The organism is Treponema brennaborense DSM 12168 (genome assembly GCF_000212415.1).
Classification (GTDB): Bacteria; Spirochaetota; Spirochaetia; order Treponematales; family Treponemataceae; genus Treponema_F; species Treponema_F brennaborense.
Genome location: NC_015500.1, coordinates 1,050,153 through 1,075,876 on the forward strand (window position 1 = coordinate 1,050,153; position 25,724 = coordinate 1,075,876).

A 25,724-nucleotide genomic window follows, 5' to 3' on the forward strand; every position below is an offset into this window, starting at 1 on the left:
GGTCAAGCACAGGTTTTTGCAGGATTCAGGCATTTTTTTTGAATGAACTGGATTATATTATATATTCACGATATAATTGGAAATGAAATGGAGGTTTCAGAATGTCCAAAAAGATTCTGGCAGCAGCAGCCGGTTTCCTGTGCAGTGCGGTCGCGGTTTTCGCGTATGATCCGCCTGCCGGAGCCGAATATATGTTCCGTCTCGTCTCGCCGGATATGCTTTCGCAGGCCGGTTCTTCAGCCGGCGGCGGATTTTTTACGACAGCTCCCGATTCCATAACGATCAATCCCGCGCTGACTGCGGGGGATCAGCGGATAGGACTCGACGCCGGTTATACGGCGCTTTTTTCGACATCCGGCGGTTTTTCCCTGGGCGGAGCGGGGCAGCTCGGATTGCTCGTGCCGACCCGCTGGGGTGTCTTTTCCGGTGTTCTTCAGGGAATCTCGGCCGATTTTGAACCGCTGAAACTGTACAATACGGTCGCGCTGCGTACCGGTTTCGCAAAAGATATTACGGATAATCTGTATGCCGGTGCCGCGCTGAACGGCAGCGTCAATTGGGGCGACGGCGTTCACTGGGGGCTCGGTCTCGATGTCGGCGTATGGTACCGGTTGGGCGCGCTGGGATTTTTGCGCGACACGCGTATCGGTTTTTCACTGGCAAATATGGGAAAACCGCTCGTGTGGGGAATGCCCGGAATTTTTACTCCGCGCATGGGGATCGCGGCCACGCTGTTTTCCGTAAAAAATCTGAAAGGTGCGTTTTCGGCGGATCTGAGTGCGCCGCAGTTTTCAAATCTGGTATTCGATGCGGGACTGCAGCTGCAGTTTTCCGATATGGTAACGCTCAAAACCGGCTGGCAGTTTAATTTGAAAGAAGTTATCGCCGAAAATTACAACTTGCTGCCTTCCGTCGGCGTAAGCGTCAAATTCGGTATCAATACGACGGACAATAGGTTTATGGCTGAAAACGGCTGGCAGCAGAGTGATCTTATTACGTCCGGTGCGTGGCAGCAATTGTACGGCGGCGTTCAGGCCGTTTCCGCCGCGGCGTCGCTGCGGCTCGGTCTGACCGATACCGAAGCGCCTGTTATCGTTCTGTGGGGTGACGAAGAATGAATAAGAAAATGATATGCGCGTTGACCGCGTTCTGTCTGTTCGCGGGCAGCGTCCCGCTTTTTGCCCAAAAAGGGACCGTCTATATTTCGCCGAACAACGACGGCGTTCAGGATCAGCTGACGGTGCCGCTTTCCGTAAAAGACAAGCGGTATATAAAAGAATGGAGTTTCGTCATTACCGACGCGGACGGAAATCCCGTGCGGACGATCGGTAATAAGGTAAAGCTGCCCGACGGCATGTCTTTCAAGAACTTTTTCAACCGATTGGTTACCCCAAAACAGGGTGTCGAGATTCCGTCTTCCGTAACGTGGAACGGCGTGCTCGATTCTGGTGAAACCGCTCCCGACGGTACGTATTACTATTATTTTGCGGCGTCGGACGACAACGGAAACGTGAGCCGCACCGCTTCCCTTCAGGTCGTAGTGGACAACACGGATCCCTCCGTTACGGTCAAACCGATCGCCGATGCCGATAAGATATTCGGCGAGGGCAGCAAGGCCGTTTTGCCGGTGCAGCAGTCCGGTTCCGTTGAAGACAAATGGATCGGTGCTTTTTACGATACGGCGGGCAGCGCCGTGCGCACGTATACCTGGGAAAACGGGTCTCCGCTGCCGTTCGAGTGGGACGGTCGGAACGACGCGGGACAGCCGGTTCCCGACGGCGTGTATTCGTATAGAATCACCGCAACCGATCGTGCCGGCAACGTTGCGCCGGTAACGCATATTGCAAATATCATTTATTCCGCGGAAAAACCGGGTACGAACATTACGATAAACGGAAGCAAGTACGCGTCGCCGAACGGCGACGGCGTGCAGGATACGGTTTCGTTCGACGTAACGATTCCTTCCGGCGGCAAAAACGGTGCGAACAGACTCGTTTCATGGAAAATTACCGTCGTCGACGGCAGCGGAACGGCGGTTCGCACTTTTGCCGGTTCCGATCCGGCGCCGGCTTCTCTAGTATTCGACTGCAAAAACGACGCGCTTTCCGTGCTTGCCGACGGTCCGTATCAAGCGGTCGTAACCGCTTCGTATCTGAACGGATTTGAACCTGCGCCGATAAAATCGCCGGTGTTCGTTCTTGATACGATTGCGCCGGCGGCATCCGTACGCGCCGCGTCGGCCATATTCTCTCCTGACGGCGACGGACGCATGGACACGATAGAAATCGTGCAGGAAGGTTCGGCCGAAAAAGAATGGTTCGGAGAAATTCTTGACGGACACGGTTCCCCGGTCAGAAAATACACGTTCGGCGCGCAGCCTGTTTCTCCGGTGATATGGGACGGACTGGACAATACCGGACTGCTGTGTGCGGACGGATTTTACACGTACCGCCTGTATACGACGGATCTCGCCGGAAACAAAACGGAAGCGGTTACGTCTGCGTTCGAGCTGAATACCGGAACGACGGAAGTCATACTGACCGTGCAGCCGATGGCCTTCTCTCCGAACGGCGACGGTATCCGCGATACGGTAACGCTGACGCCGGTCGTAAAGACGCACAGCGGAGTCGTTTCATATGTGCTGACGATAATCGATTCGTCCGGTAGCGTCGTAAAGACGATCCGCGATGCGAAGTCCCTTCCGGCGAAACTGTCGTGGAACGGGCTGACCGACGGCGGAACGCGCAGTGCGGACGGCTTTTATACCGCAGTGCTCGAAACGACGTCTAAAAACGGCAGCATCACCAAAACGGTAACACAGCCGTTTGAACTGGATACGGCGTATCCTGAAGTAACGGTTTCCGTTCCGTATACGGTGTTCTCTCCCGATGGCGACGGAAATAAAGACGAATTGCCGTTCACGATTGCCTCCGGCAAGGAAGCGCGCTGGACGGGCCGCATAGAAGGGGTAAAAGGTCCCGCCGCCGGCAAAGTGGTGGACGAGTTCGTTTGGGAAAATTACGCGCAGTCGTTCAGTTGGAACGGCAGCGACGGTTCCGGAAACAAAGTGCCCGACGGTACGTACCGGTTCACCGTTTTTGCCGAAGACGCGGCCGGAAACAAAGGTTCCGCCGAGATTTCCGACATTACGGTCGACACGCGCGAGGCCAAAATCTACGTGACGGCTTCGGAAGACGCTTTTTCTCCGAACGGGGACGGATTTAAGGACGTGCAGAAGTTTACGATACGGACGACGCTGAGCGAAGGCGTCGAGTCTTGGACGTTTGCGGTAAAAGCCGCCGACGGTACGGTCGTGCGTTCCTGGTCTCAGAAAGACAGCGCCGACGTGCCCGCCGTTATCAATTGGGACGGATTGACTGCGAGCGGGGTTCCCGCCGAAGGTACGTTCACGGCTTCGCTTGAAGCGGTGTACGTGAAGGGAAATACGGTGAGCGCCGTGACTGCTCCGTTTATCTGTACGGTAACGGCGCCGCAGCTCACCGTGCGGACCGCGCCGCGTTACTTCAGTCCCGATAACGACGGCGTCGACGACGATCTGTTCATTTCGCTGAAAGTCGCTTCCGCCGTTCCGCTCGCGTCGTGGTCGTTTGAAGTGTACGATCCCCAGAACGGCAAAGCGTTCTGGTCGAGCAGCGGAACGTCCGTCGTAACCGAACGCATGGTCTGGGACGGCCGCGGCAACAACGGAGAACTGGTGCAGTCCGCGACGGATTATCCGTACGTATTCAGGGTAACCGATACGCTCGGTATGAAATCCGAAGCGGCGGGGCTGATTTCGGTGGACGTGCTCGTTATCCGCGTGGGCGACGTGCTCAAAATACAGGTCCCGTCGATCATCTTCCGCAGCGACAACGCCGACTTCAAAGGTAAAGACGTTGAACCCAAGAACGGTCTGGATCAGGCGATAATCGATAACAATATCAGGGTTATCAAACGTATTGCCGAGATTTTGAACAAGTTCAAAGATTACACGGTCCGCATCGAAGGCCACGCGAACAACGTAACCGGCACCGAGGCGGAAGAAACGTCTACGGCGAACGGTAACATTCCGCTCGTTCCGCTTTCCGAGGCGCGGGCTCAAACCGTCAAGAAAATGCTGATCGAATTCGGCGTGGACGGTTCCCGCCTGACGACCGTCGGTATCGGCGGCCGCCAGCCGGTGGTTCCCCGGTCCGACAAGGACAACTGGTGGAAAAACCGCCGTGTTGAGTTCATTTTGAACAAGTAGCGCGTCGGAAAAGTGAAAATTTTTTAGAACGGTTTTTACGCGGATACCGCGGCGGATCGCCTTGAACGGCGGTCAGCGCATCGGTATCCGCGTTTTTTTATTCGTTTCCCCGTTGATTTATCTGTACTGAACGCTGCAAATTTGATATAGTATGTGCATTATGACTTCAGTAACGGGAAGCCCAGATATGCCGGGAATATTAAATCAGAAACATATCCGTTCATATTTCCAACCGATCGTTTGTTTGAAAACGGGTCAGATTTTTGCATACGAAGCGCTCGTCAGGGGAATCCATCCGGATTACGATACGGTTATCTCTCCTTCCGAGTTGTTCGCGGCTGCGGACGCGCAGAACGTTTCCGCCGAATTCGATAAAATCTGTCAGCAGTCGGCGCTGGAGTATTTCAGCAGTTTCCGGAAGAATTCGCATTCGCTTCTTTTCATGAATATCAACACGTCGCTCATTTCTCCCGACGACGTTTCGACGTCTTCCATTCAGGTCATGACGCGTAAAATGGGTTTTGATCCGTGCTACGTCGGTCTGGAATTGATCGAATCGCGCGCCGCGTCGGCGGATGATTTGATATCGTTCGTGGAACATTACCGCGAATCGGGGTTCCTGATCGTGATCGACGATTTCGGCTGCGAACATTCCAATATGGAGCGACTGATCCAGATTCGCCCCGACATTATAAAAATCGACCGCAGCATCATCGCCGGCATCGAATCCGACGTATACCGGCAGTCGATTTTGAAATCGATTCACATGCTGTCCGAAATGACCGGGTCGCTGTGTCTTGCTGAAGGGGTAGAAACGGTAGAAGAGGTCGTAACGTGTTACCTGTACGGGGTCGATCTGTTTCAAGGATACGCAATCGCCCGTCCCGATGCGGATTTGCAGCTGCTGGAAACCGAAACGCTGCGGACGATTGCCCGGCTGCGGGACAGACTCAAGCGGGAATCGGTTGAAACGCTGCGTCAGAAGCGGCGCCTTACCGGTGATATCAATTCTCTTGCGGATTGGCTGGTTCGCCAGATTACGCCGGACAATATCGACGCGATGGAACCGGTTCTGCAGGAATTTATCGTATTGAATCCTGAAATCGAATGTGTCTATCTGCTTGATAAAAACGGCGTACAGATTTCAAACACGATTTCGTCGCCGTTTTTGAAAATAAAACCCCGTTCGTACATATTTTCTCCGGCTCAAAAAGGTGCGGACAACTCGTTCAAGTCGTATTTTACCTGTTTCGAGGCGTTCAAGATCAGCCGGTATTTGACGGATCCGTACCTGTCGTACGCGTCCGGTAATTTGTGCCGTACGTTGTCCGTAAAACTCTGTTCCGCCGCCGACTGCATGGTGCTCTGCATCGACTTTATTGAAGAAATCATAAAAACTCCCGTTCTGAAAAAATGAGGTATCGTATGGATTGTATTGGGAAACGTTCCGTTCTGAAAGGTCATATATCCGTTCCCGGTTCCAAAAGTCATACGATCCGGGCGTGTCTGTTCGCCGCGCTGGCGGACGGCGTTTCGTATATCCGGAACCCGCTGCCGAGCGCAGACTGTTTAAGCGCCGCCCGCTGTATCGCCGAAATCGGCGCGTCCGTGCGGATGGAAGCCGATCATTCCGTTTGGACGGTCGTCGGTGCCGGAGCCCGCGCTCATTTACCGGCGAATGTCGTCGACGTGGGAAATTCCGGTTCTGTTCTGTATTTTCTGACGCCGATCGCCGCGACGTTTTCCGGCTGGAGCGTTTTTACCGGCGACGAATCCATCCGGACCCGTCCGGTCAATCATCTTGCGGACGCGCTCCGGCAGCTCGGCGCAGAAACTCACGTTACCCGCCCCGGTACGGACGCGCCGCCGCTGCTGGTAAAAGGACCTATCGGACCGGGAACCGTCGTTACGGACGGACGATTGTCCCAGTACGTCAGCGGACTCATGATGGCTGCGGCCCGTATGAACGGAACGACGGACATCGAGTTGACGGATCCCAAAGAAGTGCCGTATCTTGCCATGACCAAGCAGTGGCTCGAATCCGTCGGGATTCCGGTCAGCATGAACGCCGATTTTACGCGGATCAGCGTGTCCGGGCCGCGTCCGTTTCCCGCGATCGACCGGACGATTCCGTCCGATTGGGAGGCTGTCGCGTTTCCGCTGGTTGCGGCCCTCCTTACGGACAGCAGCATCGTCATCGACAATATCGACGGCAGCGGCAGCCAGGGTGACGAAGCGATCGTTGCCGTTCTGCAGTCCGTCGGCGCCGATATCACCTGGGACCGCGCCGCCTCACGGCTCGTCGTGAACGGCGGTACTGAAGCGCAAAAAGGAATCGGTTTTTCGGGGCGCCTTTCGACGGAACGCCTGAGCGGCGGTATCCTTCGGGTGAATTGCGCCGGATTTCCCGACGCGGTGCCCGCGTTGTGCGCGGCCGCCTGTTTTATAGAAGGAACTACTATAATAGAAGATATCGCCGTGTGCCGTAAAAAGGAAACCGACCGAATCGCGGTGATGAAAGCCGAATTGTCGAAACTCGGCGCCCGTGTGGAAGACGGCCCCGATTTTATCGTGATTCACGGGCACAGTCCGCTGAGTGCGGACGGAACGCGCAGCGCGGCGTTCTCTTTGCACGGCGGCGCTGTCGACAGTTACGCGGATCACCGCGTCGCGATGTCGTTCGCGGTGCTGAGCCTTGCGTTGGCGGAACCGGTTACCGTAACTGGCTGCGAATGCTGCGCCGTCTCTTTTCCGGATTTTTTTCAGGCAATGGGCAGCCTCGGTGCCGATTTTGTTTTAAAATAGCTTGCTATCTCCCGTTTTTCATAGTAATATATGAATCATGCTTGGGTTAAAAAAATACGCAAAAGTACCGTCTTCGACGGATTTAACTGCCGGTGCGGCCGACAATCGTAAAAAAACTGGTGGTGAAAAATCCCATATCGATTTTTCATGTGCTGATATGAGCAGTCTGCTTGGAGCCACTGAAAGTTTGGCTCTAGCGTTCCGCTCTAAAATTCAATCTTCTTCAAATGTGATTTCCAATATTTTGCTGCAAAGAGATCAGTTCGCATCGTTTGCGGAAAGTATGGAAAACGTCGTTTCCGCAATAATCGGTATAAACACGCAGATGGGGGAATTGAATTCGTTTGTGGGTGAACTCAAAGGCGCCGTGAATACGTCCGGCGCCGCCGTTTCCCAGATAACTTCTTCCGTACAGCACGTTGCGGAGATCGTATCCGATCGAATTTCCGTTACGACTGAACTGGCCTCCGCAACGGGAGAAGGTTCGGCAAAAGTTTCAAAAGTACTCGGAGTGATCGACATTTTGAGCAAGAACGTCGACGCGATCAAAGACGTTATCTCGGCTATTAACGATATAAGCGAACAGACCAATCTGCTTGCCATGAACGCTGCTATCGAAGCGGCACATGCCGGAAAAGCCGGTTTGGGATTCGCCGTCGTTGCCGGTGAAATCCGGAAATTATCTGAGGTTACCAGCACTAACGCGGCGAACATCGCACGGACGCTCAAGAGTATGATCGATACGCTTGCCGATGCGCGCCATACCGCCGATGAAGCCGGCACTGCGATGAAATGGATCGGCGGAAAAGTCGATGAAACCACGGATTCGTTTAAAGAAATTACTGCTGAAATGAACGAATTGTCGGCGAGCAGCGTGGACGTGTTGTCGTCCGTACAATCCATTTCACATTCAACTTCCGAGTTAAGCGGTAAATTTTCAGAAATTACGAACCATATGGGAAACATCACGGCGGAAGTTGAAAGCAGTCGTGAAAATTTCAATGCAATTAAAAAAAGCTCAGCCGAAATCAGTTCGCTTGCAAGTACCGATCTGTTCGATATGAACGATATGATCGCGTGTGCGCTCGAAATCGACGGATGCAGCCGGAAAGGATTGCTGTCCGGCGATTGTGCCGATTCAAAATATTCTGACAGAAAGATGCCGTTTACCGCTATCGTTCTCAAACATCTGAATTGGGTTACCCGCGTAAGAGCTCTGATCGACGGAAAGATTTCCGCGGAAGGAGTTGCACTCGGCGATCATCATATGTGCGATTTGGGACGCTGGATCGATAACGATGCGGAAAGCAGCGGTGTAACGGCAAATCCCGCGTTTAAAACGCTCGTTTCCGAGCACGAAGCCTTGCATAAAATCGTAAAGGTCGTGTTTGAAAAGAAAGAAACGCTTTCCCGGATGCAGTTGGAATCGTATTACGGCGATCTGCTTGCAAAATCGCAGGCAGTTATTAACGCTTTGATTTCATTAAAAGACTGAACGCTGCGCCGTTTCGGCGGCCTCTATGAAAATGCCCTGAAACGACGTGCGTTTCAGGGCATTTTTTTAGCGGCCGGATTTGGAAGCCGCAGTATCGAATCCGGAAACCGGCGAAACGTCCGCCGGCTGAAGGCCGGACGTCTTACTCTACGATAACGTTCCAGCCGTTTTTATCTTCGATTGCGCCGTATTGCGTACTTTTCAGCAGTTTCTGGAGTTTTTCGCCGAGCGCTCCGGGTTTGCGGTCGTTGAAAACCCGCTCTTTTCCGTTATGGGTAATACTTTCGATCGGCGTGATACCGGCGGCTGTCCCCGTAACGAAGCATTCCGTCGCTTTGCTCATGACTTCCTTAATGGAAACCGGCCGTTCCGCGACGGCAACACCGTTTTGCCGGGCAAGTTCTATAACGCTTGCGCGGGTAATGCCGGGCAGAATCGTGTCTCCCAACTCGGGCGTAACGAGCGTACCGTTTTTGAGCAGAAAGAAAATATTGCAGGAAGATCCTTCCTGCACGTACGTATGATGCACCGCGTCCAAATATACGACTTCCATATAACCGGCGTCTTCCGCTTCTTTTTTTGCCAGCGCGGAAATCACGTAGTTTGACGCGCATTTGATGCAGCCGGTTCCGTGCGGAGTAGCGCGGATTCTGTTCGTCGTAACGGCTTTCGTATTGCCGCCTTTAAAATAAGAAGAAACGCTCGTTGCGCAGATCACCACGTACGGCGCCTTGGAAATACCGACGCCGATCGCCGCTTCGCTGTTCATGTACGGGCGCATGTAGACCGCGTGTGCCGACGCAAAATTGTCTTTTTCCCATTCGGCGTTGTACGAAGGAACGTAGCCGAGTGCGGCGTTTCTTTTGATAAATTCAACGGACGCTTTGACGTACATTTCTTCGGGAAACGCGGGGCAATATAAACCGCGCATCGAGTCTGCAAACCGTTTTGCGTTACGATCGGGACGGAAGATACTGATTTTTCCGTCTTTGCGCGGATATGCTTTCATTCCTTCAAAACAACCGTATCCGTATTGGCTCGTGTACGAAACGGCCGGAATACCGAGCTGGTTACGGTTTGCAAAGATTTGCTGGCGATCCTGCTCGGTCATTTTCAACAATTCGTCGTACGGAACCGTATCGGCTTCAAGCCACTGTTCGTTCCATTTACCCGTTTGTGCGTCATACCGCGCGACGTACGTTATCGGATACATTTCAAGATTAAAGGCCATTTTTCCTCCGTAAAAGCGGTAGTGGAACATTTCCATGCCGTCGTATATAAATGTTATTTTTAATAAGATAGCACTTTATACAGTATGTGTAAAGTATCGTGCTACCGTCGCCACCGTAACCGTATCCGCTGCCACTGTAACCGTATCCGCCGCCACCGTCGTAACCGCGGCCGTAGCCGAGTCGCAATCGCAGTCAACCCGCAGCCGCGCAGCCGATTTTTGCAGAGCGAACGTCATTCGATCGTCGTTTTCTGCAGCTGAGAACCCTGTCCGCCCCAGTCGCGCTGAATGTAGGTCGTTTTCGGTACGATCAGAATTTCAACACGCCGGTTCTGCGCGCGTCCTTCAGGGGTGGCGTTGTCGCCGACCGGCACCGTACCGCCGAATCCTTTGCTGGTAAACGTTCCGGTATCGACGCCGCGCTGTGCCATTGCGCTGATGATCGCCTGTGCCCGCTCAATTGAAAGCTGCTGTTCGCCGGCCGGTTTACCGACGCTCGCCGTATGACCTTCGACGATTACGCTGAATTCGTTGTCCGCCGTTACCGTTTTGAGCAGTTCCGCAATCGTGTCGAGCCGAAGTTTTTCGGCCGGCAGCAATTCGGCGGAATCCGCAATAAACTGCAGATTTTGGATCGATATCTGGATACCCGTATAATCGTCCGTTATCGTAACGTCGGGAACTTTATTTTCGTAAACGAACTGCGCCACGTCCCGCATAACGACGTAATACGCGTCGTCTTTGAGCGGCGCGCCCACCGCACGGACGAGTTGCGCTTCGTCGAGCAGCAGAACGATTCTTCCTTGCCTGAGCAGCTCGACGTTCTGCGGAACGGAAAGGATTTTGAGCGCGTCCGAGCGCGATATAACCGGATCCGTCCGGTACATACCGTAAATGCGGAGCGCCTTGACGTACAGCGGATCTTTGCCGACTCTGTCCTGATACAAAAGTTCGTCGTCGGAATAGCCGTATTCAACGATGCCGTGCGCTTTTGCGGCGTCGCTGTCCATCATATTCCGTTCGTACAGCAGATTCATGTTTTCATCCCATATTTTCGGAAAAAAACACGGTTCCCCCTGTTCTTTGACGAATTCGCCGTGTACGGGAAGCGTTCCTCTTGCATCGATAATGATGCCGCTGTACGGGCGGCTGGAAACCCGTTCGATGGGTTCCCGCACCGTATACGGCCGGCTGTGTCTGATAAGCAGCGCGCTCAGGTCGTTCAGCCGTATGGCGTGCTGCATGTTCAGTACCATTCCCGTCTGACTGAAAACACCGGGAGTTTTGCGCGCGTCGTTTATAACGGCGGAAATCGTGTCGAACGTGAGTGTTCCGGAAAGCACCAAATCTCCCAATTTGAGCGAAGAATCGACGGTGAGCGATAAAAGCGGATCTTTAAGCAGGAGCGGCAGCTGGATATTGATTTTGTTGACCGCAGTATTTTTTCCCGACGGAAAAGGAATTCCCGCCTGCTGTAAATCGATGCCGAGCAGGGAAGTGAACGATTCCTGTGTCCAGTCTACGAAACTTTCCGACGAAACCGACTGTGCGATACAGACGCGGCTGATACAGCAAAAAATGAATACTGTGCAGCACAATCTGTGCAATCGTGCGGCCGGAGAAACTGTTCTTTTCAAAATCATGACACCTCATTCAATTATCGGCACGTACAATGACTTTCCTATAGATAAAATCGATTTTTCATCTATATTATTGAGCGCACACAGCTCTTGAACCGTCGTGCCGAAGCGGCGAGAAATCCCCCACAGCGTGTCTCCCTTGCGTACGGTATACATGAAATCTTTCGGCAGCGGAATCATCGTTCGTACGGCTTGCTCCGCTTGAACTTTCATGCCCGCCGGCACCCGTACGCGGTACGCTTCGTCGGGAGGCGTACGGCCTTTGATCAGCGCCGGATTCAAAAATGAAAGGGTTTCCGAGCCGATGCCGAGCGCCTCGGCCAAATCACTCAGCGCGATCGATTTTGAAACGGTAATTTCATCCCATCTCGGCACGTCGTTTTCGGTGACGTCGGGCAGCGTCAGCCCGTAATAGGCTGCGTTCGTTGCAAGTTCCGCGACGGCAAGAAATTTCGGTACGTACAGCGCGGCCTGCGTGCTTATGAGATCGTTTTCAGCCAAATGCCAGAACGTTTTCGTTTCCGTTTTTTTGAGCGCCCGGTTGAGGCCGCCGGCACCGAAGTTGTAAGCCGCTATCGCCAGCGGCCAGTCGCCGAACCAGTTGTAATTGTCTTTCAGTTTCTGAATCGCCGCGTCCGTCGATTTCCACGGATCAAGCCGTTCGTCTATCCATTCGTTTTTTGTCAAAAACGGGGCGATGCTGTTTTCCATAAACTGCCACAAACCGAGTGCACCGGAACGGGATTTTGCCGAAGGTTTGTATTCCGATTCGACGACGGGCAGATATTCGAGACACGCCGGCAGGTTGTGAACGGCCAGCTGCCGTCTGACGTACGCGCGGTACGGCGTTCCCGCTTCCAAAACCGCCGCGAGCCATTTTTTGCCGAACGCGGATTGGAATTCCGCCAGATATTTCCGTACGAGTTCGTGATCCGGAATCGGAATATCCAATTCGGTGCGTATAAGTGCGTTTTTTTCCCGTTCGGCGGCGGCAGTCTGCGTATCGGCCGCTTGCGTATCGGCGGCCTGTGTGTTTGCCGTAAGCTGCACGTCGCCGGCGGCAGTCTGCGTCTTGGCCGCTTGCGTATCGGCGGCTGACTGATCGGGCGGTGTGCCGTTGCCCGCCGGCTCCTGATCCGGCTGTGCGGCAGAAAAGGCGTTCTCCTTACCGGGGAGTTCCTGTGCGGAAAAAGCGGGCAGTACGGCGGTCAATACGTACGCCGCCGCGATTGCGCCGCGCAGTTTTCGGTAGCATTTATTGCTCAGTGCTCGGATCATAATTTTTCACCGAAATAGATGCCGGCCCATTCCCAGCGTCCGTGAATTTCGGGATCTATCGGAAAGTTCACTTTGCGGAAATATAAATACCAGACCGAAATGTATTGGCTCCAGCCCCACGTCCGCAGGTACGCTTCGTTCGGATTTGACGATTCGTCAAGTTCCGAACTGAATCTGATACGGTTGCCGAGCATGAAATTCCGCATCGAAAAGTTTTCCTGACTGTTCGTATCCGTCGCGTCCTGTTTCCACGACATTGCAAAAAAATTGACTTTCGATTTGTAACTGTCGAGGGCGCGGTAGTTGTAATTCGAGATCGCCTGTTTTACCGCGGTTTCAAGCGATTCAAGGCTTTCAAACGTCCAGTCTTTAGGCGAATTATTGAAATCTATCAGTTTGCGCGCCTGGCTGTACGCGTCCGGAACTCCCGCTATCTGGATAGTGGCGGCATCCGGCTGTTCCAAAAACAGCGAATACGATTTTAACGCCTGATCCCAGTCGCCTTCTTTTTCATATTCGAGCGCTATCCTGAAATACAATTCGGTAATGCTGGCCTGTTCGGGGAATCTTGAAATGATTTCGTTGAAATACGCGATTCGGTGAACCGGAACGCTGCTGATTCTGATCAGGTTCTGCAGACACAGAAAATGGATCGACTTTCCCTGAACGGTTAAATCCGGACACGTTTTGATGATCCGGTCGAAATAGTATTCGGCGATCGGCTCCGCGTTCGTCTGTAAATACGCGTGCGCTATCATCAGCAGCCAATATCCGTTGAATTCGCTTTCCGGATGTTTTTCTACCCAGTCCGATAAAAACAGTATCAATTCGCCGTATTTTTCAGTTGCCAATAAATTGTTCGCTATGCCGTTGATCGCCGTGTATCTGCTTTCCGGCGGCAAGTCGGGATTCTGCAGAATCTGATATAATTGACTTTGCTTCTGTGCGAACAACTCCTGTTCCTGCGCGCAGGACGTTCCGAAAACGGTAAAGATGCTGATACAAAGGCCCAGGCAAAAGTGTTTTATTTTTGCTGACATATTTTTATTTTAACATGCCGATTGGTTATTGGCAAGACGCCCGTCATAGTGTATGCTATCATTGAGGAGAATTGGAGAATATAATGAGCGACTCAAAGAAAATACGTGAACGTTTATCGGCTCCCATGCGCAACATTTTTCTTGCGGCGGGTTTGGTTTTTCTGATAGGCGGAATTTTTCTGCTTATAGTGTTTGCCGCCGATATCCATATACATTTTTTTGCGCTCCGTTCCCTGTTCGCGCTGCTGTTCGGCGGTTTGATTCTGTATCGGACGCTGACGAAGACGAAAAAGAGCTGGCTACTTTTTACCGGCCTTTTTCTCTGTCTGACCGGCTGCGTGCTGCTGCTGTCCGATTCCAATATTTTTTCATATACGATTTCCGATTTATGGCCGGTTATCGTTATCTGCGGCGGCCTGTCGCTCGGTACCGCCGGGTTTTACCGCACCAAGTACCCCCGTCCGGTGTTTTTGGTACCGGCGGCGGCGATCATCGTGCTGGGTGCCGTTTTTCTGCTTTTTTCGCTGGACGTCATCGTGCAGCCGTTTTCCGAAGTGGCCGCCCGCTGGTGGCCGTCCATGCTGATTCTCATGGGTATCGGGCTGGTCGTACTCTTTTTCTCCCGTAGCCGTGACGACGCCGTTTTAACTGACGACGGGGACGACGATTTTGCCGATTCGGACGACGGGGAACGCCGCTGACCATGAAGTCGTTTTTCCGGAGTCGGGCCGCTGCCGCGTGCAGCGCCGTATTATGCTGCTTTACCGTATCGTGCGTCTCAACTTCGGGTAATCGGAACGGTTCCGGCGTGATAACGGAAAACGCGCCGGAAATTGCGTCCGTTCCGCTCGCCGTACCGGAACGGGTGGAGCGTTCTTATTTTTCGTTTGAAGACGCGACGATCATGCAGGATATGGAAATCGGTTCTCCGGCGTCGCTGCGCAGTGCGGTTGCAAAAATCCGCAAATCGGCTCCCGATTATTCGGATCCCGAAAAGGTGCTGCTGGGCATCGCTTCTTCGCTGATGTCCGTCGTATGGCCGTCCGAAAAAGTGTCGTGGAACATTCCCGAAGTCGGTTTTTCAAATCCGTATACGGGAGCGATCAATTCGGCCGGAATCGGCATTTACGATTCCAGTACGGGAAATTCCGATTTTTTCACGTTGGTGCTGCCTTCTCTTGTCCTGCTGTCCGCTTCTTCAAACGGCGATTATTATGCCGAATCTCAGACGGCGCTGACCGCCGCGTTGGAAATGAATCCCCGATCGGTGCTGGTGCGCTATCTGCTGGGCTGTCTGTACCGGAAAATGCACAACACTTCGTCGGCTGCAGAAATGTTTCAGAGCGCCGTGCGGCTTGATCCTTCGTGTTACGAAACGTCGTACGCATACGCACGCGCCGTTTTCGACACGGGGGCCGCCGCCGCCGCGTATACGGAAGCGCAGGCGCTGCTCGCGCAGTATCCCAAGAATCTTCAGGTTCTCAAGTTATGCGCCGAAGCGTCGTTCGCGCTGAAACGGTATGCGGAAGCCGACCAATATATCACGCAGGTGCTGCAGCAGGAACCGGACAACGCGGCGTATTTATTGTTCCGCGCGCGTATTTTGGTTGAAACCGGTGATTTCATAAAGGCTTCTTCACTGCTGGACGTGTACGCCCGCACCGATAAAACGGCCAAATGGTATCTGCTGCTGCGCGCACGCATTCAGAAAGACTGGAACAAAAATACGGCGGCCTCCGTCGCCACGATTGAAGACGCACTGAAACGGTATCCGGCCGATCTTGACGTTATCCTGTTCGCCGCGGAACTCGCAGCCGTAACCGGTGGCACCGTAGACGGTAAAACTGCCGGACAACTCGCCGCCGTCATTCTTGCCGCCGAGCCGGATAATTCGGCGGCGCTCGTTATCTGCATTTCCGACGCGATGCGGCATAAAGACTGGAAGAACGCGTACGGCTTGAGTTCCAGTCTGCTCCGCTCCGGTGTTTCGGAAACGGCTGTGCTGCTGAATCATATACGAATCTGTTTGGAGCTCGACTTCTTGGCGGAAGCGCAAACTGTCTGCGCGGAACTGTACGCGAAAGAGCCGACGGACGACGAAGTCAGACAATCGTATATCCGCGTGCTGGCCGCTCAAGGCAAATCTGCCGAAGTTTCTTCGCTTATCGAAACGCTGCTGCCTTCGGCTTCCGCCAAATTGAAAAGTTTTTTATATTATCAGCGCAGTCTGCTTGCCGCAAACGACGCGGCGAAACTCGCCGACCTCCGGCTGAGTTTAACGGCCAATCCGCGCAATCAGGAACCGCTGTACGAGTTGTACCGGTATTATTACGGAAAGGCCGATTACCGGAAAGCGCAGTATTATCTTAAACAGGTGGTCGCCCTGAATCCTGACGACGCCGATCTTATCCGTCTGAACGGCGAACTTGAAAAACTGCTTTTAAAATAATCCGATAACGTGCGTAATCCGGTGGAAAATATCCGGATTTATGAGTATATTTTAAATAAGTGAATATATTCGTCTTGGAGGTTTTTATGTCTAAGTATGTCTGTTCCGTATGCGGGTATGTGTACGATCCTGCCATGGGCGATCCCGACGGAGGAATTGCGGCGGGAACCGCTTTTGAAGATATTCCCGACGACTGGGTGTGCCCGGTGTGCGGAGTAGGGAAGGATTCTTTTACCAAAGAATGATCGCCTTTTTCGGCGAAACGGACTGTCTGAACGCAAAACGCCGGACAGTCCGTTTTTTTACTGCACGCTGCGGAAACGGCCGCGGTCAGTCGGCAAGCGCTACGACCGGATCCAGTTTCGCTGCTTTGAGCGCCGGATGCAGGCCGAAGAAAACGCCGATGCTGACGGAAACGGCAAACGCAATCAGCGTTCCGGTTGCGTTCAAGGCGAATACGAATTCCGCCGGAAAGAAAAACTTTACGATCGCTTTCGATATGAAGATTCCGATCAGCACGCCGATCGTTCCGCCGGTCAGCGTCAGCGTGGCCGATTCGATCAGAAACTGATTCAGTATGGCGCGATTGCTCGCACCGAGCGCTTTTCTGATGCCGATTTCTTTTTTCCGTTCGGTAACGGTAACCAGCATGATGTTCATGATGCCGATGCCGCCTACCAGCAGCGATATGCCGGCGACGCACGAAAGCACCAGCCGTACCATATTCATTATTTTGGAAAACTGCTCGAAATCTTTCTGAGCCGAATACGTCCATACGGCGTACGGATATCCGCCGCCGAGTTCCTGTGAGATTTTCTTTATTTTGCTTTCGACTTTTCCGCTGTCCTGCGCGCGATACACGGAAACTTCCGCGTTCCAGACGGTCGAACGTTCGCCGGCGACCGCCAGTTTGTCCGCATAAAACTTTCTGGGCACGTAGACCGACTGCGACGATTGGATGAGCCAGTTGTTCTTGGGGGTCAGAACGCCGATAACTTCAAAACTGAAATTGTACGGCGGTACGTGCTCGTTTGAACTTTTGATTTGCAGTGTCATCCGTTTGCCGACGGCGTTTCCTTCGGGAAACAGTTCTTTGGCGATCTGGTCGCCTATAATCGCTTTTTGGAAACCGTTGACGAAGTCGCTGGGGGAAAACAGGCCGCCGTAATCGATTTTAAGCTTGAGCGTTTCAAGGCGTTCCGGCTCGATAGCCTGTATCTGTTTGCTGCCGACGGACAGGTCGGCGCGTATGACGTTCGCATCGAACGTATTCGTGTAGAATACGTTTTTTATTTCGGGAATTTCCCTGATCAGCGTGGTGCGGTACTCGTCGTTCAGTTCAATGTACGGTTTGTTCGTGGAACGGTTCCATTGCGGCGACAGCGTGATCATATCCATACTGAAATCGTTGAATTGCCCGGCGAGGCTTTTATAGAGCGAACTGCCCATCGTCGTAACGATGATGACGGAAGTAACGCCGATCACGATGCCCAAAAGCGACAGAAACGTGCGCGTTTTATTCGTTTTGAAATTCTGGAGTGCGTTTACGAAATCTTCAAACATTGCAGTCTCCTCGTTCGGTGTCGGACACGATAAGTCCGTCTTTCAGGTGAATCGAGCGCGGCGTCATCGCGCCTATATCGGGGTCGTGCGTTACGACGATGACCGCGGTTCCGTTCGCGTTTATCGCGAAAAACAGATCCAGCACCGACTGCCCCGTTTCCGAGTCGAGCGCGCCGGTCGGTTCGTCGGCGAGAATGAGCTTCGGTTTGGTAACCAGCGCGCGGGCTATTGCGGTACGCTGCTTTTGACCGCCTGAAAGTTCGTGCGGGCGGTGTTTCATGCGTTCCTGCAATCCTACCTTTTCGAGTTCTTCCGCGGCACGCCTCCGCCGCTGTTCGATCGGAATACCCTGATAGCGCAGCGGCAGCATCACGTTTTCAAGAACGGTCAGGTTCGGCAGCAGATAATACTGCTGAAAAACAAAGCCGATCGTTTGGTTGCGCAGCGCCGCCAAATCGCGTTCGTTCATCTGTGCCGTGTCCACTCCGTTTATGAGAATACGGCCGGACGTGGGACGGTCGAGGCAGCCGATCATGTTCATACAGGTTGATTTTCCCGAACCGGACGGTCCCATAACGGAAACGAATCCCGACGCGGGAACGGAAAACGAAACGCCGCGCAGCGCGCACACTTCGACATCGCCCATCCGGAACGTTTTTACGACCGTATCTAAAGAAACTATCGGTTTTGCTTCCATGTTATTACCATCCTTCCGCACCGGTATTGCTGCCGCCCTGATTTTTGACCCGATCGCCTTCGGCAAGACCAGAAACCACCTGTACGAAACCTCTCAAATACGGTTTGATTTCAAGTTTTACCGCTTCGGTTTTTCCGGCATCGGTAAGCTTGTCCGCATAGGGAACGCCTTTGTCATAGCGGACGGCGTCCTGTTCGACCAGCAGCACTTCCGTATCGTCTCCGGCGATGATGATTCCGGTAAACGAATAGCCGGGCAGAATGGACGCGGGCGGGTCGTTTATCCGGATTTTCGCATCGAGCACCGTATTCCCCCGTTGGGTGTTTTGGCGCGCGATGGAGGGATACGCGATTACTTCTCCCACCACTTGAGTACCGGGAACGGCGGGAAATACGAGTTCCGCTTTTTCACCGACGGTCAGCCGCGGCGCGTCCGATTCGGAAACTTCGACCGTCGTCTGCAGATACGCGCGGTCTATCAGCATTCCGAACGTGTCTTGTGCTTTGGCATATTGCCCCTCGGTCAAGTTGAACGCGGCGACGATTCCGTCGAACGAAGCGTATACGCTGCGGTCCTGAACCTGCTTTGCCAGCAGTTCTTTTTCTTTTTCCATCAGTTCGAGTTTGCGCGACGGGCCGTTTATCCGTTCCTGCTGTATGGCGAATTCCTGACGTGCAACCTGAATCTCCTGCTGCGACGAATCCAGGCTGAACAGCAAGTCTCCCTTTTTGACGCGGTCGCCGGTTTTTATTCTGACCGTTTGTACGATGCCGTCTCCGGGAGACTGCAGTTTCTGTTCCTGCGCTGCCTGAATGTATCCCGAAATCTGGATTTGATCCTTTGCAGTTTCTTTTTTTACCGTGATCGGCGGCTGTGTCGATACGTTTTTTTTCTTGGGAAGCAAGATAAAGCCGACCGCTGCGATTGCGGCGGCGCCCAGTACAATCTTCAGTACGATATTACGTTTTTTATGAGCCATATGATTCTCCTCTGCCGTTTTGCAGCACTCTGAAAACGGCGATATGTAAAAGTTTATTTCAAAAATATATTACTTTTGACCGCTATCGGCGCCGCCGTCGGTGTTGAACTGCAGCGCGGTTTCGATATTGAACAGCAGTATCGAAAGGTTTGCGTTTACCGCACGGACCGCCGCTTTGCGGTATTCAAGTTCGGCCTGATCCCGTTCCGATTCGCTTGCGAATCCTTTTTTGAACCATAATTCGTGATCCGCCGCATTCTGCCGGTACACGCTGAGTTCTTCCGCCGAAATCTGCCGCTGCCAGATGAGTTGTTCCCGCGCGAGCTGCATCGTACTGAAATCCGTTTCAAACCGTTTTTTCAGATCGGATACTTTGAGCCGTTCCGCCGTATCCTGCAGGCTGCCGGTTTCCCGGTCTATCCGGCGGTTTTTTGCGGCAAACGGTTTGAACGTCAATCCGAATTTCAGCGTCGTGGCGTCGGAACCGACGACGGGGACGGTCACGAGCGCGGAAGCCGTTCCGCCCGGAAATTCGGCGGTCAATCCGCCTTGAATGTGCTGCGGCATCGAGTCGTCTTTCCGTGAAAACGAATACCCTGTTCGGGCGGAAAGCGCGAGCGGCGATGCGGCGATGCGGCGTTCTTCCGTACGCAGGCGGTACGTTTCCTCCGCGTCCGCAACTTGAATATACGTGTCTGCGGACAATCCGTCGAGCGTCAATAAATTCCGTTCCGGAACGGATGCGGAAAGCGTCTGCATGAATTCGGCGCTTCCATCCCGTTCATCCGTAATGCCGCACGATTCCAGAAAGCGCCGGTACGTGACGGAAAACGAAAATGCCGCCTGCCGGTGTTCCCGTTCCGCGCTCAGCAGCGACAGCTGCGAACTGCGCAGTTTGGCCGAATCTTCGCTGTAGCCTTGTACTTTTATCTGATTGTATTTAATGCGGGCCTGCGCTTCTTCCATCGCTTTATCGAGCAGCGCCGTGTATTCCTTATACAGCGCTTGGATGTCCTGAAGTAATTTTTTTTCTATAATCTGTCTTCCGGCGCGATATTTCCGGCGCGCCTTTTCCGCTTCAAATTCCGCTTTTGCAAGCTCAAGCCGGTGTTTTCTGCGATTCTGCGAATACAGATCCGTCGACACCGCAATGCCGGCGCCTGCTTCGGTACCGGCTTGCGACGCTGCCCACGGCGCGGAAAACGAGATCCCCGTATTGTTCAGCGAAGGAAAGCGGATTTTCAGATCGGGATTCATGGAAATTCCGGTTCCGCCCGCTCCCTGCCCGAACGAAAGAACGATGTCTCCGGTATTGAGCGAAACGTCGATTGCGGAATCCGTTTTTACTTTCAAAAGTTCGTTTTCCGCAGTCTGCGCTTCAATTTGCAGATACGTATATTCGTTGTCGTTTTGCAGCCGATACTCAAGCAGCTCACCGTACGTTCCGTTTGACTGCAGCCCGGCGGCGGGGAGGGCAATGCAGCAAAAGAGTAACGCTGGTATACCTGTTTTCATGGTGTTCTCCTGTGAAATTATATAGAATAAGCGGTTACTTGATATTAGGTATATTAAGTATAATATTATTTATCAAGTAGTGTCACTCACTTTATACCGGTATAACAACCGGATTTGCAAAAGGTGACTGCCGGCAGAAGATGACTTGACAAAAAACTGGTATGATGTGAAAATCACAGAATGAGCAAATACATATTGGTTACCGGAGGCGTTTGTTCCAGCCTCGGCAAGGGCGTTGCCGCATCTTCTGTTGGCAGCCTGTTGGAATGCTGCGGCCTTTCCGTAGCGATGATGAAGTGCGATCCGTATATTAACGTCGACGCGGGAAACATGAGTCCGTATCAGCACGGCGAAGTATACGTTACCGAAGACGGTGCGGAAACGGATCTGGATCTGGGAACGTATTCCCGTTTTACCAATGTGTCTTTAACGCGCTCGAATTCCGTTACGACGGGTAAAATTTATAACGAAGTTATCAAAAACGAACGCGCCGGCCGCTATAACGGCCGCACCGTGCAGGTGATTCCGCACATTACCGACGAAATCAAGCGCCGCATTCTGGCCGTGGGTGCCAACAGCGGGGCGGACGTCGTGATCGTCGAAATCGGCGGAACGGTGGGCGACATAGAACTGATCCCGTTTCTGGAAGCGGCCCGTCAATTGATCCGCGATTTGGGAAAAACGAACGCGCTTTCACTGTATTTGACGCTGGTTCCCATTCTGCCCGGCGGTGAAATGAAAACCAAGCCGACCCAGCATTCGGTAAAGCAGATGCAGGAAATCGGTATTCAGCCCGATATATTGCTGTGCCGGGCGGAAGTGCCGCTTGATCTGGAACTGCGCAAAAAGATCGCGCTGTTCTGCAACGTGGAACCGTCTGCCGTGTTCACGTCGATCGACGTAAAAAAGACCATTTACGAGCTGCCGCTGTTGTTTCACGAGCAGGGACTCGACGAAAAGATTCTGACCAAACTCGGTCTTTCCGAGCGCAAGGCGGATCTGTCGTCCTGGCAGGATTTCCTCGATAAATTCAACAATCCCAAACGTAAAGTCGTCATCGCCATGATGGGCAAAAAGAATTTTCACGACGACTGCTACAAATCGGTGCGCGAGTCGCTGCTGCACGCGGCGATTTCCGCTCACGACGCGGAGATCGAAATCCGTAAAATCGATGCGGAAACGCTTGAATCGGGTGCGGACGTGGCGCCGTTTTTCGACGGTATCGACGCGCTCATCATTCCCGGCAACTACGGCCAGCGCGGATTTTTGGGTATGCTTTCGGGCGTCCGCTATGCGCGCGAGCACAAAATTCCGTATTTGGGAATCGATTTGGGAATGCAGCTGATGGCGATCGAAACGGCTCGAACGCTGCTCGGCTGGGAAGACGCCGATTCGACGGAATTCGTGCAGAGTTCGGCGTATCCGGTGATCAGCTTGCCGGAAGAACAGGCGGGGCTCGCCGCCGCGGGTATTATGAAGCTCGGCGCCGGCACTATCGTGCTCGAAAAGAATACGAAGCTGTCCGCCGTGTATCACGATGTGGAAAAAATCTCCGAGCGGCACCGCAGCAAATATGCGTTCGACCGCCGGTATTCGGAAGATATGGCGTCCTGCGGTTTGGCGGTGAGTGCGACCGGCACCGACGGTCAGACTGAGGGTTTCGAGTGGAAAGATCATCCCTGGGGCGTCGGCGTTCAGTATCATCCCGAATTCGTTTCCCGTCCGGCGAAACCGCATCCGCTGTTCGCCGCTTTTATCGGCGCCGCACTGGAATACGGCGGGCGCGCGGACACGCAGTCAGGCTGTTGATGAAATACCGGTGCGCAATCTTCTGTCTTGTTTTTATCTGTACGTCCTGTTCGCTGGAGTATCTGGAAAAAGAACGGCAGACCGACGGGATTCCCGAATTCGTGTTTTCGGACGCGCGATGCGTCCGTTTTCAGAACGGGATCGTTTCCGCGGAAATCGATGCGCAGCGGCTTGAACAATACCGAAACGACGGCGCCTTGTACGGGCGCGGCGTCGTATTCAAAACGTATACGGGAACGGGAGAGCTGTCTGCCGAAGGCGGCTGTGCGCTGCTTGCGGCCGACGCTTCGGCGGAGCGGTATACGCTTTTGAAAGACATTTCCATCGTGGCGCACGAACAGCAGCTGACCATCCGTGCTGAAAACATGCAGTGGGACGGAAAAAGCGAACAGTTGGTGTGCGGCGAAGACGACGAGGTTTCCGTTTCCAGAACGCAGCGCGCGTCGCCGCAGTCGTCCGGCAGCGAAATCCGGCTGACCGGCCGTTCCCTTTCGGCAAGCGGCGTCAGCCGTTTGTATTCGTTTGCGGAACCGGTTTCGGGAACCATTTACGTTTCCGATGCCGCCGAAGGCGGTGAGCGGTGAATTTCCGTGTTTTTTTACCCGCCGTTTTGTGTCTGCTGCTCTGCGCGCCGTCGTTCGCGGCTGCCGCGGAGAAAATCGACTTCAGCGCCGATTCAATGTCCGGTTCCATCGGCGAAAACGCCGATTATACGAAACTGACGGGACACGCGCGCATTAAAACCGAATCTTTGGAGATAAGCGCCGATTCGATCGAATTGAGCGGCAAAAATTTCAGATACATTGTAGCTTCGGGAACCGTCGACGGTACGCACTCCGCGGACGGGCTTGCGTTTTCGTGCGGCTCGCTCAGGTACGATCGTGAGCGGAAAGTGTCCGTGTTTTCGGAGAACGTGCATCTCGTCGATTCGCAGAACGGAGTCGAAGCCGACGCTCAGCGCATCGAGTATAATGAAGAAACCGGCGTGGCCGTCATGCAGATCGCCGTAAAGCTGGTGCAGAAAGAGAACGTCTGTACTGCTGCGTTCGCCGTATACCGGAAAAAGCAGCAGCTGCTCGAACTGTCCGGCAGCCCGCAGATTGTCCGCGGCAAGGATACGTTCCGCGCACAGGAAATCACGCTGAATCTTGAAACGGATGAAATAACGCTCGACGGACGGGTGCGCGGTACCGTAACGGATTCGGAAAACGGGAAGAACACGGATGAGTGACCACACGGATACAGTACGGAGCGCGGAGCACGTTCTGAAAATCAACAGTTTATATAAATCGTTCGGCAAAAAACAGGTCGTTCGCGGCGTTGATTTTTCCATGCAAACCGGTGAAATATTGGGGTTATTGGGACCGAACGGCGCCGGAAAAACGACGTCGTTTTATATGATAGTCGGTTTTTACAAACCGACGTCCGGTGAAGTGTTCCTCGACGGAAACTGCATCACCCGTCTGCCGATGTACCGCCGCGCGCGGCTGGGCATTTCATACCTGCCGCAGGAAGCGTCGGTGTTCCGTAAACTGACGGTCGAACAGAACATCTGGTCCATTTTGGAGACTCGCGGCGATCTGTCCGGTGCCGAACGCCGGCACAAACTCGAACAGCTGATAGACGAATTCGATATCGGACGCATTCGTAAGCAACCGGCGTACACGCTTTCAGGCGGTGAGCGGCGGCGCACCGAGATTGCCCGTTCGCTCGCTATCGAGCCGAAATTCCTGCTGCTCGACGAACCGTTCGCCGGAATCGATCCGATCGCCGTAAGCGATATCAAATCCATGATCCGGCTGCTTGCCGGCCGCGGTATCGGCGTGCTTATCACCGACCACAACGTACGCGATACGCTCGAAATTACCGACCGCGCGATCATCATCAGTTCCGGTCAGATAGTCGCTCAGGGAGGAAAAGACGAAATCCTCGAATCGCCGATTGCGCGTAAAATATATCTGGGTGAAGAATTCAGAATGTAACATGCGGAGGAGGAGAATCCGATATGGAAGAAAACGCGGAAGAGAAGCCTTGTTGGGTCAAATGGGAAAAGAAATTCGAGCTCGGTATTCCTGTTATCGACGAACAGCACAAACATCTGGTCGGCCTGTGCAACACGCTGCACAACGAAATCATGCAGCAGCGAGGTCGGGACGGCAAAGTGTGGCAGACGTCGTTGTCCGCCGCGCTTCGGGAAACGGTGAACTACACGCGGACGCATTTCGTTGCGGAAGAAAAGCTGATGTCCGTATCCGGATTCGATCAGTTTTCGGCGCATAAAAAGCGGCATCAGGATTTTATCGAAACGATAACGCAGACACTGTCGACGTTCGATCAGGCGACGCTGCAGACCGCACTCGATTTTTCAAAATTCCTGTACGAATGGATATTGGAACATATTGCGTATGAAGATAAACTGTACGTAAAGCCGGTGCTCGAATATTACCGTACCAGCAAACAGTAACGTAAAGGAGATAGTCAAATGGTTAACGATTCGCAGGAACTGCTTATAGCGTGGGATAAAAAATTCGAGCTGGGCATACCGTCGATAGACGCGCAGCATGAACATCTTATCGATTTGTACAATGAGTTTTATAAAGGTATCATTCAGGAACGGAACAGCGGCAATGAAAACTGGCAGACGGCGCTTTCCGGCGCGCTTCGGGAAACCGCCGGATACGTGATGACGCATTTCCGCGATGAAGAAACGCTGATGAAAGCCGCTTCGTACGCGGGTTTTGCCGAACATAAGGTCCGGCATCAGGAATTCGTGGCGAAAGTAACGGATATGATCACGAACTTCGATAAGGCGACGTTTCAGAGCGCGTTCGGATTCGTCCGGTTTCTGTACGAGTGGGTGCTGCAGCATATTGCGTATGAAGACAAACTGTACGTCAAGCCCGTGCTCGAGTTTTACCGTTCAAGGCAGCCGTAACCGCCCGTTCCGGCGTGCGCCGATATTTGCACAATCGGG

At 53.3% G+C, this 25,724-nt stretch carries 22 protein-coding genes; 14 read left to right on the plus strand and 8 right to left on the minus strand.

Annotated features, from left to right (window positions below; genetic code table 11):
• Nucleotides 1–101 precede the first annotated feature (101 nt).
• The 5 genes from TREBR_RS04375 to TREBR_RS04395 all read left to right on the plus strand — a co-directional run bounded on the left by TREBR_RS04375 (nucleotide 102) and on the right by TREBR_RS04395 (nucleotide 8,549).
• On the plus strand, nucleotides 102–1,118 hold the full coding sequence (locus TREBR_RS04375; protein WP_013758013.1) for a PorV/PorQ family protein: 1,017 nt from the start codon (nucleotides 102–104) through the stop codon (nucleotides 1,116–1,118).
• Nucleotides 1,115–4,249, plus strand: a complete 3,135-nt coding sequence (locus tag TREBR_RS04380; protein WP_013758014.1) for a FlgD immunoglobulin-like domain containing protein — start codon at nucleotides 1,115–1,117, stop codon at nucleotides 4,247–4,249. Before TREBR_RS04375 ends, TREBR_RS04380 begins: the two co-directional genes overlap by 4 nt.
• 187 nt (nucleotides 4,250–4,436) lie before the next feature.
• The gene (locus TREBR_RS04385) at nucleotides 4,437–5,666 is read left to right on the plus strand and encodes an EAL domain-containing protein (RefSeq protein WP_013758015.1); all 1,230 of its coding nucleotides are present in this window, start codon (nucleotides 4,437–4,439) and stop codon (nucleotides 5,664–5,666) included.
• An 8-nt stretch (nucleotides 5,667–5,674) separates the two neighbouring features.
• A complete protein-coding gene (aroA, locus tag TREBR_RS04390) occupies nucleotides 5,675–7,054 on the plus strand; it encodes a 3-phosphoshikimate 1-carboxyvinyltransferase (protein WP_013758016.1) in 1,380 nt (459 codons plus the stop codon).
• 37 nt (nucleotides 7,055–7,091) lie between these two features.
• Nucleotides 7,092–8,549 (plus strand): methyl-accepting chemotaxis protein, encoded by a 1,458-nt coding sequence (locus tag TREBR_RS04395; protein WP_013758017.1) that lies wholly within the window; start codon nucleotides 7,092–7,094, stop codon nucleotides 8,547–8,549.
• 142 nt (nucleotides 8,550–8,691) lie between these two features.
• Here the strand turns inward: TREBR_RS04395 and ilvE are convergent, their stop codons facing one another.
• The 4 genes from ilvE to TREBR_RS04415 form a co-directional block, all read right to left on the minus strand.
• Entirely contained in the window at nucleotides 8,692–9,780 is a 1,089-nt protein-coding gene (gene ilvE, locus TREBR_RS04400) for a branched-chain-amino-acid transaminase (protein WP_013758018.1), read from the minus strand.
• A 233-nt stretch (nucleotides 9,781–10,013) separates the two neighbouring features.
• Nucleotides 10,014–11,423, minus strand: coding sequence for an OmpA family protein (locus tag TREBR_RS04405; RefSeq protein ID WP_013758020.1), 1,410 nt, complete (start codon nucleotides 11,421–11,423; stop codon nucleotides 10,014–10,016).
• Nucleotides 11,424–11,429: 6 nt separating this feature from the next.
• Entirely contained in the window at nucleotides 11,430–12,698 is a 1,269-nt protein-coding gene (locus TREBR_RS04410) for a lytic transglycosylase domain-containing protein (RefSeq protein ID WP_013758021.1), read from the minus strand.
• The gene (locus TREBR_RS04415; protein ID WP_013758022.1) at nucleotides 12,695–13,738 is read right to left on the minus strand and encodes a tetratricopeptide repeat protein; all 1,044 of its coding nucleotides are present in this window, start codon (nucleotides 13,736–13,738) and stop codon (nucleotides 12,695–12,697) included. The genes TREBR_RS04410 and TREBR_RS04415 overlap by 4 nt, the downstream gene beginning before the upstream one ends.
• Before the next feature lie 83 nt (nucleotides 13,739–13,821).
• Between TREBR_RS04415 and TREBR_RS04420 the strand changes: the two genes are divergently transcribed.
• The 3 genes from TREBR_RS04420 to rd all read left to right on the plus strand — a co-directional run bounded on the left by TREBR_RS04420 (nucleotide 13,822) and on the right by rd (nucleotide 16,432).
• A complete protein-coding gene (locus tag TREBR_RS04420; protein WP_013758023.1) occupies nucleotides 13,822–14,439 on the plus strand; it encodes a LiaI-LiaF-like domain-containing protein in 618 nt (205 codons plus the stop codon).
• Between the two features lie 2 nt (nucleotides 14,440–14,441).
• Entirely contained in the window at nucleotides 14,442–16,187 is a 1,746-nt protein-coding gene (locus TREBR_RS04425) for a tetratricopeptide repeat protein (protein ID WP_013758024.1), read from the plus strand.
• An 86-nt stretch (nucleotides 16,188–16,273) separates the two neighbouring features.
• Complete coding sequence (rd, locus tag TREBR_RS04430) at nucleotides 16,274–16,432, plus strand: rubredoxin (RefSeq protein ID WP_013758025.1); 159 nt, start codon at nucleotides 16,274–16,276, stop codon at nucleotides 16,430–16,432.
• Between the two features lie 85 nt (nucleotides 16,433–16,517).
• On the opposite strand, the gene TREBR_RS04435 is transcribed toward rd, so the two are convergent.
• The 4 genes from TREBR_RS04435 to TREBR_RS04450 all read right to left on the minus strand — a co-directional run bounded on the left by TREBR_RS04435 (nucleotide 16,518) and on the right by TREBR_RS04450 (nucleotide 20,941).
• The gene (locus TREBR_RS04435) at nucleotides 16,518–17,750 is read right to left on the minus strand and encodes an ABC transporter permease (protein ID WP_013758026.1); all 1,233 of its coding nucleotides are present in this window, start codon (nucleotides 17,748–17,750) and stop codon (nucleotides 16,518–16,520) included.
• Nucleotides 17,743–18,447 (minus strand): ABC transporter ATP-binding protein, encoded by a 705-nt coding sequence (locus tag TREBR_RS04440; protein WP_013758027.1) that lies wholly within the window; start codon nucleotides 18,445–18,447, stop codon nucleotides 17,743–17,745. Before TREBR_RS04440 ends, TREBR_RS04435 begins: the two co-directional genes overlap by 8 nt.
• A gap of 4 nt (nucleotides 18,448–18,451) precedes the next feature.
• On the minus strand, nucleotides 18,452–19,426 hold the full coding sequence (locus TREBR_RS04445; RefSeq protein WP_013758028.1) for an efflux RND transporter periplasmic adaptor subunit: 975 nt from the start codon (nucleotides 19,424–19,426) through the stop codon (nucleotides 18,452–18,454).
• Nucleotides 19,427–19,495: 69 nt separating this feature from the next.
• The gene (locus TREBR_RS04450; protein WP_013758029.1) at nucleotides 19,496–20,941 is read right to left on the minus strand and encodes a hypothetical protein; all 1,446 of its coding nucleotides are present in this window, start codon (nucleotides 20,939–20,941) and stop codon (nucleotides 19,496–19,498) included.
• 180 nt (nucleotides 20,942–21,121) lie between these two features.
• Here TREBR_RS04450 and TREBR_RS04455 point away from each other — a divergent pair, with 180 nt between their 5' ends.
• From TREBR_RS04455 to TREBR_RS04480, 6 genes are read left to right on the plus strand one after another with little or no spacing between them, the layout of a single operon-like run.
• On the plus strand, nucleotides 21,122–22,750 hold the full coding sequence (locus TREBR_RS04455) for a CTP synthase (RefSeq protein ID WP_013758030.1): 1,629 nt from the start codon (nucleotides 21,122–21,124) through the stop codon (nucleotides 22,748–22,750).
• Nucleotides 22,750–23,334, plus strand: a complete 585-nt coding sequence (locus tag TREBR_RS04460) for a hypothetical protein (RefSeq protein ID WP_013758031.1) — start codon at nucleotides 22,750–22,752, stop codon at nucleotides 23,332–23,334. The genes TREBR_RS04455 and TREBR_RS04460 overlap by 1 nt, the downstream gene beginning before the upstream one ends.
• Entirely contained in the window at nucleotides 23,331–23,981 is a 651-nt protein-coding gene (locus TREBR_RS04465; RefSeq protein WP_013758032.1) for an LptA/OstA family protein, read from the plus strand. The genes TREBR_RS04460 and TREBR_RS04465 overlap by 4 nt, the downstream gene beginning before the upstream one ends.
• Nucleotides 23,974–24,732 (plus strand): LPS export ABC transporter ATP-binding protein, encoded by a 759-nt coding sequence (lptB, locus tag TREBR_RS04470; RefSeq protein ID WP_013758033.1) that lies wholly within the window; start codon nucleotides 23,974–23,976, stop codon nucleotides 24,730–24,732. The genes TREBR_RS04465 and lptB overlap by 8 nt, the downstream gene beginning before the upstream one ends.
• A 23-nt stretch (nucleotides 24,733–24,755) precedes the next feature.
• Complete coding sequence (locus TREBR_RS04475; RefSeq protein ID WP_013758034.1) at nucleotides 24,756–25,214, plus strand: bacteriohemerythrin; 459 nt, start codon at nucleotides 24,756–24,758, stop codon at nucleotides 25,212–25,214.
• 18 nt (nucleotides 25,215–25,232) lie between these two features.
• On the plus strand, nucleotides 25,233–25,685 hold the full coding sequence (locus TREBR_RS04480; RefSeq protein ID WP_013758035.1) for a bacteriohemerythrin: 453 nt from the start codon (nucleotides 25,233–25,235) through the stop codon (nucleotides 25,683–25,685).
• Nucleotides 25,686–25,724 lie beyond the last annotated feature (39 nt).